Origin of the sequence: Pseudomonas sp. RA_105y_Pfl2_P56 (genome assembly GCF_963970845.1) — a bacterium.
Taxonomy (GTDB): Bacteria; Pseudomonadota; Gammaproteobacteria; order Pseudomonadales; family Pseudomonadaceae; genus Aquipseudomonas; species Aquipseudomonas baetica_A.
On sequence record NZ_CAXAPL010000075.1, the window covers coordinates 1 to 7,466 of the forward strand.

8 protein-coding genes and 3 pseudogenes are annotated in these 7,466 nt (G+C 56.4%); 4 read left to right on the forward strand and 7 right to left on the reverse strand.

Going from position 1 to position 7,466, the window contains the following annotated elements:
* The coding region (locus AACY11_RS27765; protein WP_339496244.1) for a hypothetical protein at positions 1 to 199 on the forward strand (199 nt) is incomplete at its 5' end.
* 250 nt (positions 200 to 449) lie between these two features.
* Here the strand turns inward: AACY11_RS27765 and uraH are convergent.
* The 3 genes and pseudogenes from uraH to AACY11_RS27780 form a co-directional block, all read right to left on the reverse strand.
* Positions 450 to 860: a hydroxyisourate hydrolase gene (gene uraH, locus AACY11_RS27770; RefSeq protein WP_339496245.1), complete on the reverse strand. Its 411-nt coding sequence runs from the start codon at positions 858 to 860 to the stop codon at positions 450 to 452.
* A gap of 10 nt (positions 861 to 870) precedes the next feature.
* Positions 871 to 1,029 (reverse strand): annotated as a pseudogene (locus tag AACY11_RS27775) (heme-binding protein); the annotation flags it as partial.
* Between the two features lie 91 nt (positions 1,030 to 1,120).
* Positions 1,121 to 1,867: a LysR substrate-binding domain-containing protein gene (locus AACY11_RS27780; RefSeq protein ID WP_445261993.1), complete on the reverse strand. Its 747-nt coding sequence runs from the start codon at positions 1,865 to 1,867 to the stop codon at positions 1,121 to 1,123.
* Between AACY11_RS27780 and AACY11_RS27785 the strand changes: the two are divergent.
* Positions 1,868 to 2,875, forward strand: a pseudogene (locus AACY11_RS27785) (NAD-binding protein); the annotation flags it as partial.
* 253 nt (positions 2,876 to 3,128) lie between these two features.
* On the opposite strand, the gene AACY11_RS27790 reads toward AACY11_RS27785, so the two are convergent.
* From AACY11_RS27790 to AACY11_RS27805, 4 genes are all read right to left on the reverse strand, one after another.
* Positions 3,129 to 3,530 (reverse strand): hypothetical protein, encoded by a 402-nt coding sequence (locus AACY11_RS27790; RefSeq protein ID WP_339496247.1) that lies wholly within the window; start codon positions 3,528 to 3,530, stop codon positions 3,129 to 3,131.
* A gap of 608 nt (positions 3,531 to 4,138) precedes the next feature.
* Positions 4,139 to 4,537 (reverse strand): nuclear transport factor 2 family protein, encoded by a 399-nt coding sequence (locus AACY11_RS27795; RefSeq protein ID WP_339496248.1) that lies wholly within the window; start codon positions 4,535 to 4,537, stop codon positions 4,139 to 4,141.
* Positions 4,538 to 4,816: 279 nt separating this feature from the next.
* Positions 4,817 to 5,107 (reverse strand): hypothetical protein, encoded by a 291-nt coding sequence (locus tag AACY11_RS27800; RefSeq protein WP_339496249.1) that lies wholly within the window; start codon positions 5,105 to 5,107, stop codon positions 4,817 to 4,819.
* Positions 5,104 to 5,922 (reverse strand): NAD(P)H-dependent oxidoreductase, encoded by an 819-nt coding sequence (locus AACY11_RS27805; RefSeq protein ID WP_339496251.1) that lies wholly within the window; start codon positions 5,920 to 5,922, stop codon positions 5,104 to 5,106. The genes AACY11_RS27800 and AACY11_RS27805 overlap by 4 nt, the downstream gene beginning before the upstream one ends.
* A 91-nt stretch (positions 5,923 to 6,013) precedes the next feature.
* Here AACY11_RS27805 and AACY11_RS27810 point away from each other — a divergent pair, with 91 nt between their 5' ends.
* Both AACY11_RS27810 and AACY11_RS27815 read left to right on the forward strand, forming a co-directional pair.
* The gene (locus AACY11_RS27810) at positions 6,014 to 6,934 is read left to right on the forward strand and encodes a LysR family transcriptional regulator (protein ID WP_339496253.1); all 921 of its coding nucleotides are present in this window, start codon (positions 6,014 to 6,016) and stop codon (positions 6,932 to 6,934) included.
* 84 nt (positions 6,935 to 7,018) lie between these two features.
* Positions 7,019 to 7,466 (forward strand): annotated as a pseudogene (locus tag AACY11_RS27815) (transposase); the annotation flags it as partial.

The window sequence follows — 7,466 nt, forward strand, 5'->3', positions numbered from 1 at the left end:
TGCCAATGTCGATACCGAGAAGCGTTATCGTATTCATGAGAGATCCTCCGCCGAAAACGAGAAAAGCCCTGCAAGCGTAAACCTGCAGGGCTTCTCGGTCAGGCTGACCATCTCATTAAACCCGGCACACCGGTTTTTTAGTTACTTCATTACTATTAGGCACTTACATCAACCTTGCGCCCCAGCTTGCCGCGATTGAACTCTCCAGGCGAGCGCTGAAGCTCATTGATGGGCCTCAGGCCTGGCAGTGAAATTTGACGCGTATTGCTTGAACGCATACCACTTCAACGCGGCCCGTCCCATGAACCCGCACCGGTCCAGCGCCGGTGGGCAGGTGTCGGGCATAGGTGTCGGGCATAGGTATCTGCATAATTTGCCTCAAGCAGATCGGGCTGTTGTGGCGAGCGGGCTCGCCACAGGGGAATTCGGCAGTGTCTGAAAGTCGCGATTCAGTTGCCGCGATAGGTGGAAAACCCATACGGGCTCAGCAGCAACGGGATGTGGTAGTGCGCAACCGCGCCGTCGACGGCGAAAATCACCGGCACTTCCGGAAAAAAGCTCGCGATCTGGTGGGCCTTGAACCACTCGCCGGTCTTGAAGGTGACGCGGTAGACGCCCTGCTCCAACGCCTTGCCGTGCGGGTACAGCTCGGGGATGCGCCCTTGCTCGTTGGTCGCCGCACGGTTGAGCATGATCCAGTCCGGGCCCTGTTGTTTTTCCAGGGTGACGTTGACTTTCGCAGACGGCAGGCCGTCCTGCAGGTTCAGTACATGCACGCTCAGGGGATTGGCCGCCGCCAGCGTCAGCGAGGAAACAACGCTCAACACAGCGCCGAGCAAAAATCGTTTTAGTACAGTCATGTGAGTGTCCTTATTTAGAGGTGGGTGAAATAGCGCTGGGTAAAACGTTCTCGATGGCGGCCACGGCGCACGCCTCATCGTTTGCAGCACCGCCTGCGCCGGCGACGCCCAGCGCGCCGATCACTTGGCCCTCGAACCGCAACGGCATGCCCCCTCCCAGCAGCAGGAGTTAGGCCGTCGCTAACCGGTCAAAAGTGAACACTCAACGTTGCCTACAACAAACTGGGCTGTTCAAACAGCTACGGCGAAGACCTCCGCAGTCACAGTTCAATATGCTCTGCGAGGTAATCAATCAGGCTACGCACGCTGGGAATCAGGCCGCGGCGCGACGGGAATACAGCGTGCACGATGCCACTGCGCGGTACCCAGTTTGGCAAGATATCGATCAGGTGACCTTGCAGTAGGTCCTGATCCACCACCATGTGTGGCAGCTGCACAACGCCAACACCTCGGAGCGCCGCTTGGCGTAGGGCTGTCATGTCGTCGGTAATAAAGCGTGGCCGATGAGTAACCTGAGCACTGGCACCATTCGGACCGTCTAGGCACCAAGCATGGTCACGCGGTGGCCCCCAATCTAGGCTTGGTAAACCGCTCAGATCGGCAGGGTTGAGCGGCAATTCAAGGTTATTGATCAGATCGGGACTTGCGACAAGCCGCTGCGGGCTCTCGACCAATACACGCATAACCAGATCGCTGTTCTCAAGCGGCGGGAAGCGGACTCGAAGCGCGAGATCCAACCCTTCACTGATGAGATCGACCCGGCGGTTGGTAGCCTCCAGTTGAATCTGTATTCGTGGATATTCGACCATGAAGCGGCTGAGCAGGTCGCTGATGCGGTAACGCAAGAGGGCCGTTGGACAACTCATGCGCACGATGCCTTGGGGTTCTGAACGATTACGCTCAATGACCTCCCGCGCCGTATCGGCCTCGACCAACATGGCGACACAGTGGCGGTAGTACTCCTGCCCAGTCTCAGTAACCGAGAAATGGCGTGTAGAACGCTGCAGCAAGCGTACTCCGAGCCGTTCTTCAAGCAGCTTTTTATCAGCGTGGGCATGAGTGCCGACATCGGCCTGCTGCTGCTGCTGCGCGAACCACTGTTGATTCTGGGCTTCACGGCGCTGTTGATCGCCTTGAAACTGCCGCTGTTATGGGTAGTCGGCCGACTGATTGGCGGCCTGGATCGGCGTAGCGCGCTGCGCCTTGGCGTGGTGCTAGCAGCCGGCGGCGAATTTGCCTTCGTGGTGTTCAAGATGGCCCACGAACATGGTTTGTTCGAGGCACGTCTGCATGACCAATTGGTCTTGGTCATCACTCTGTCGATGGCGCTCACGCCTTTGCTGGTTCTGGGGCTGATGCGCCTGAGCAAACCCCAGGTGGTGGCGCAGGTGGTTCCCGAGGAGTACCAGAACATAGACAGCGATGCCCCCCGCGTAGTCATCTCAGGTATGGGGCGCATGGGACAAATCATCACACGGGTATTGCGCGCCCAACGGGTACCCTTCGTTGCACTGGAAACAGCCGTTGAAACCATCGAGTTTTCTCGCAGCTTGGGCAGCATGCCGATCTTCTATGGTGACCCGCTGCGCCCGGAAATTTTGCGTGCCGCCAAGGTCGACCAGGCAGAGTTCTTCATCATCGCCACCGACGATCCGCAGACCAACCTACAAACAGCCGAACTGGTACGCAGGCTCTACCCCCACATCAAGATCATCGCGCGGGCACGCAATCGCCAGCACGTGCATCGCTTGCTCGACGTCGGCGTAGTACCAATCCGTGAAACTTTTCATTCCAGTCTGGAGATGAGCCGGCAAGCCCTGATCTGCCTGGGCCTAAGCGAAGAACAGGCAGGGGCCAGAATCCGTCGCTTTCAGCGCCATGATGAAGCGGTGCTAGAAGCTCAACATAAGGTCTACAACGACCTGAGCGCCGTGGTCCAGACAGCACGCGAGGCACGTACAGAGCTGGAGACCTTGTTCGACACTGACGTGATTGAAGAGCGCGGAGTGAAGTAACTGCGCAGAATGAATCAATCAGGCTCTCTTGATTCTCCACTTTCGAAGAGCGCCTTTCCAACGCAAAACAGTCTTTCCGAATGGCCGCCCTGACTCGATAGCTGCCGGTCATGAAGGGCGAGAATCCGCCATTTGCGACTGCGAACCAACGATCCGATGCAGGCGCTGAAGTTTGAGATGAGAGGCCAACACCGGCTTGCCGGTGTTTGTCCTCTCGATTGAAGTGTTAGGCGTCATCTTGTCCGGTGCGCACTCAGTCGCGGCAGTAGCCTTCACCTGCTCTAACTGTCAGGCAGTCGGACTTTTTGCTTAGCCACTTCATTCCTGTTTCAACGCCATTCGTTGCGCGGAGAGACTCTTTCACACCATCGCGTTCGAACGCGATCTCATTGCCTGCCGCGTTGCCGTGAAAAGTGCGCGAGCCGTCGAGATTCCGGATGGTGACTTCGTACTTTCCATTGCCGCCATCGAGTTGAAGAAATGTTGCTTCTGGGCCTCTCCACTTGCCAAGCCATTTGTCGGCTACCGAAGCAGAGGTCGAACCAGGAGCGCTAACTGCGGTGACCGGCACGGAGTCGGAGGTGCGGTTCTCGCAGCCCGCTGCGAGCATGGCCAGCGCGGCACATGCAATCAACGAGCGAAATGTCAGTTTCATGGGGGCGATATGCATTTGACGCCTAACGTTTAGTTAAGGGGCCGCCTTTAGACGGTCCCGAGTGAGCGAAGCGAACGGTTTGAATGCATCGTTAGGCCGCGCCAAGGCGAGTGCCAATCCAGCGACGCACGCGCGAGCCGCCATATGCACCAGCCAAGAATATCAGCGACCACGCTAGTAGGAACGCCAGCCCAATGATCATTAGTGGGCCTGACGGCAAGAACAGAACGTGGTACAGGGACTGTCCAGCAATGCTGCCAAGATAGAGCATCCAAATAGACTTGGGTGCGAGAAGCCCTGAAACGAGTCCAGCAAGAACCAGGGCTGCGAAGTAGTACACGCCACCTGCATCCCACGGTTCTGCGTGCCCAGTTACCATAGGCGAAATAGCCCAGATTAGGGCGCCGGCTAAAGCTGCGCCCAAGAACGATGGGATCAAAGATCGGTTCATAGCGGCCTAACGTTTGGTTAAGGGGCTGCCTTGGTGAGATTTGCTGTTAGTTCGGCCTAGTCTGTTGCTTTCGGAGCTAAGTCGGCTTAGCAGGCGCATTAGGCCAAGACTCGCTCAGTGGGATGTGATCGAGAGCATCGAAAACGTGTGCTGCTCATCAATTGAAAGTTTCAACCGCATGCATGGGGTCAGTGTATTCACGAATTTCAACGATCCTTCCCTCTCGGAGCCGGAAAAAAATGTGGTAGTCGTTTTCATAGTGCTTTCCATTTTTTGTATCACCGAAAGATCGTGCTTCCGCAGCTACACAGTCTTCTTCAGCGATCAGACGTTTAACCTCCATTTTCAAACCGCCATCAAACAACGCAAACAGGCCATGAAGAACAGGCGTCATATCCGCTTTGCTCTTTAACCCAGCAAAAGAAAATAGATGAGGCTTACCATTCACCCACCAAGTGGCGTCGTCAGTCATAAGACTCAGGATTCGGTCAGCATTTTCAAGTTCAAAACTGCTGAAAAAATCCCGTACTACAACCTTATTTCGAGCACTATTCATATAACCTCCTATATTCGAATATTCCGCAGAACGACTAAAAAACGCACTGCTGCTTTGTCCAATTGCATTCCTGACAAGGTAGTCGTCTTGTGCGGATCCACTATCGACCGGCAGCGTTGATTTCTAAGCTTTACTCCAACACAACTCGGCAGGTTTCAATCTGTGAACTCAATTTTTTCCAGTAGTTAAAGCCTGCGCGCGCAGGGCATGCGAATAGCAAAGAATGTGCTACCGCATGCTGAACCTTTCATGAGCAATTGACGCTGATCAGATCACTAATCAGGAAGTCACTAGTCTCTCATAATCGGAAAAAGGCTTAAGCACGCAATACTGCACATGCAAAAGATTCTCTCTGACGTAGGGGAGCGCCTCGATATATTGACGAGCTTCTTCAAAAGTCATGGACTCGAGCTCGAGCGCAGCGCCCGGCCCATCGGCTAGTCCATGTACTGCACGCACGATGCCGTCAGCGAAGCCTTGCCACACATGCTGAACCTCTGGCTTGGCTAGGCGCTTGAAGTCCTCCGCTGATCCATCAGCACGGCGAGTCAGGATAACGAAGGTCTTCAAGGCAGCACCTCTGTTTCCGGTGACTGCGTCTGCGTTTCTTCGCCGTAGGCAATATGCGCCATGATCCCGGTCTGGCCTGCGGCCACGTGCGGCTTGAGCTCGTTAGTGGAGGTGTAATCACCTCCATTCTGGGGCCGGAAAGGGATGGGCGCGTCCTCGAACAAGCCCTCCAGGCGGCTGCGCCAAGCCTCCTTAGCCGCGTCAGCACCGGCGGCAGTCAAGTGGCCAGTGCCGTATACCGCGAACGAAGGCAGCACGTCGAACCCAGGGAAGTAGAGTGCGCCGTGCGTGATGGGAAACAGCAGTTGCTCGAGTGGCCCGTCGATTCCGCGCGGGGCGTAGTCTTCGGCGGGTCCGCCAACGGATACTGACAGCATGGCCCGTTTTCCTTTAAACGCTCCGTCTCCATAACGGTAGGCGTTGCCTGCGCCCTTGTAGCCATGCGCGAGTCCCGCTGCCCAAACGCGATCAATCCACCCCTTCATGATGGCCGGCATGCCAAACCACCAAAGCGGGAACTGAAAGATGACGGCATCTGCCGCTAAGACCTTGTCTTGCTCTGCCGCTACGTCGGCGGTCTGGCGGCCATGACGATATGCGTGAGCAGACTCTGCGCCAAACGATAGCCGCTGAGTGTTCGCTCGATCGGGAAAGTCGTGCTCGTCGAACGTTGGTTTCCAGCCCATGGCGTATAGATCAGATTGCAGGACCTTGTGCCCTTGCGCAGTCAAGCACTCAACTGACACATCCACCAGTTGCCGCGTTAGCGACGAAGGCTCGGGCTGGGCATGGATGATTAATACTTTTTTCGACATGAATGACGGCTCCGCTGTGTGATGTCGATGAAGTGTCGCGGGGCTCGGACAATCTGTGAAATCGCAAAATTTTCCTGCTAGCATAAGATTGATGGATACCAGACGCCTTGATCTCAATCTGCTTGTGACATTAGAGGCCCTTCTCATCGAGCAGAACGTGACAAGGGCGGCCGCCCGTCTGCATTTGAGCCAGCCAGCGGTGAGTGCACAGTTAGCCCGGCTGCGCGACGTCTTCAACGACCCTCTTCTGATGCCCGCGCAGCGTGGAATGACTCCCACCGTCAAAGCCTTAGAGCTGCTCGTCCCGCTTCGCCAAGCACTTGACCAAGTAAGGGCCACCGTCACTACTCATCTAAATTTCGAGCCCGCGACGGCGAGCTTAACGGTATCAATCGCCTGCACGGATTACGTGCAGGCGGCCTTGATCAAACATCTCGTTGTCGCCATGCGACGCGAAGCGCCGGGTGTACGTATCGCACTGCGCATCCTGGACGTACCGCAACTGGAGCTGCAGATGACCCGCGGCGAGGTGGATCTAGCCGTGATAAACATGAACGGGGCTCCGCCCGCACTGCTCTCGCAACACCTCTATGATGAGAGTTACGTGCTGATCGGGCGCCGTGGGCATCCAAGCCTGCGCGCGGACCTGACTGTAGATGAGTTCGCGCAGCTGGAACATGTCGTGGTGTCACTACGCGGCGGAGGCTTCTCTACCTCGGTGGATAACGCCTTAGTAGCACGGGGGCAGCGGCGTAACGTAGTTCTGTCAGCGTCGTCATTCCTTCCAGTACCGGAGTTGGTCGCGGAGTCGGATTGTGTGGCCCTGGTTCCACGTCGTCTCGTAGAAGGTCGTGGCGAGCAGCTGCTGTGCTTAGCTCCCCCATTGCCGGTAGAAGGTTTTGCGATTGGCATGTTCTGGCATGAGCGATCGGATGGGCACGCCGGCTTCAAATGGGTGCGTGAGTTCATTGCTCTCGTAGCCGATTCTCGGGCATCTACGCTAACAGGGTAGAATCCGGTTCAACTTGGACGAGCCCCATGAAAGACAGGACACCGTTTCCCCCTTACGATAAGGGATAGGCAAACGGTTATGTTTATGACTAATAGCAACGACAAGAGTGGGGAGCTTTTGGGTCAGGAGCGGCGGCGCCGCTGGAGCCCAGAGCAAAAGCTGGCCATGGTTCGCGAGAGCCTTGAGCCAGGACAAAGTGTGTCGGTGGTCGCTCGACGCAACGGCATCAATGCCAACCAGTTATTCCTGTGGCGCAAGCTGTATCAGGACGGCAGCCTGTCGGCGGTCAGTGCAGGCGAAGCCGTGGTGCCGGCCTCCGAGCTGAGCGATGCGCTCAAGCAGATCCGTGAACTGCAACGGATGCTGGGCAAGAAAACGATGGAAGCCGAAATCCTCAAAGAGGCCGTGGAGATCGCCCGGTCGCGAAAATGGATTGCGCACTCACCCTTGTTGCCGGGGGACGACCAGTGAAGCTGGTCAGTAAATGTCTCGGTGTAGCGCGCTCGCAATTAACGGTTCGAATCAAGCAATC

Excerpts from the sequence above, each read along its gene's own strand:
- uraH (WP_339496245.1), bottom strand. The coding sequence starts at position 860 with ATGACTGTACTAAAACGATTTTTGCTCGGCGCTGTGTTGAGCGTTGTT.
- AACY11_RS27790 (WP_339496247.1), bottom strand. The coding sequence starts at position 3,530 with ATGAAACTGACATTTCGCTCGTTGATTGCATGTGCCGCGCTGGCCATG.
- AACY11_RS27810 (WP_339496253.1), top strand. The coding sequence starts at position 6,014 with ATGGATACCAGACGCCTTGATCTCAATCTGCTTGTGACATTAGAGGCC.
- AACY11_RS27795 (WP_339496248.1), bottom strand. The coding sequence starts at position 4,537 with ATGAATAGTGCTCGAAATAAGGTTGTAGTACGGGATTTTTTCAGCAGT.
- AACY11_RS27805 (WP_339496251.1), bottom strand. The coding sequence starts at position 5,922 with ATGTCGAAAAAAGTATTAATCATCCATGCCCAGCCCGAGCCTTCGTCG.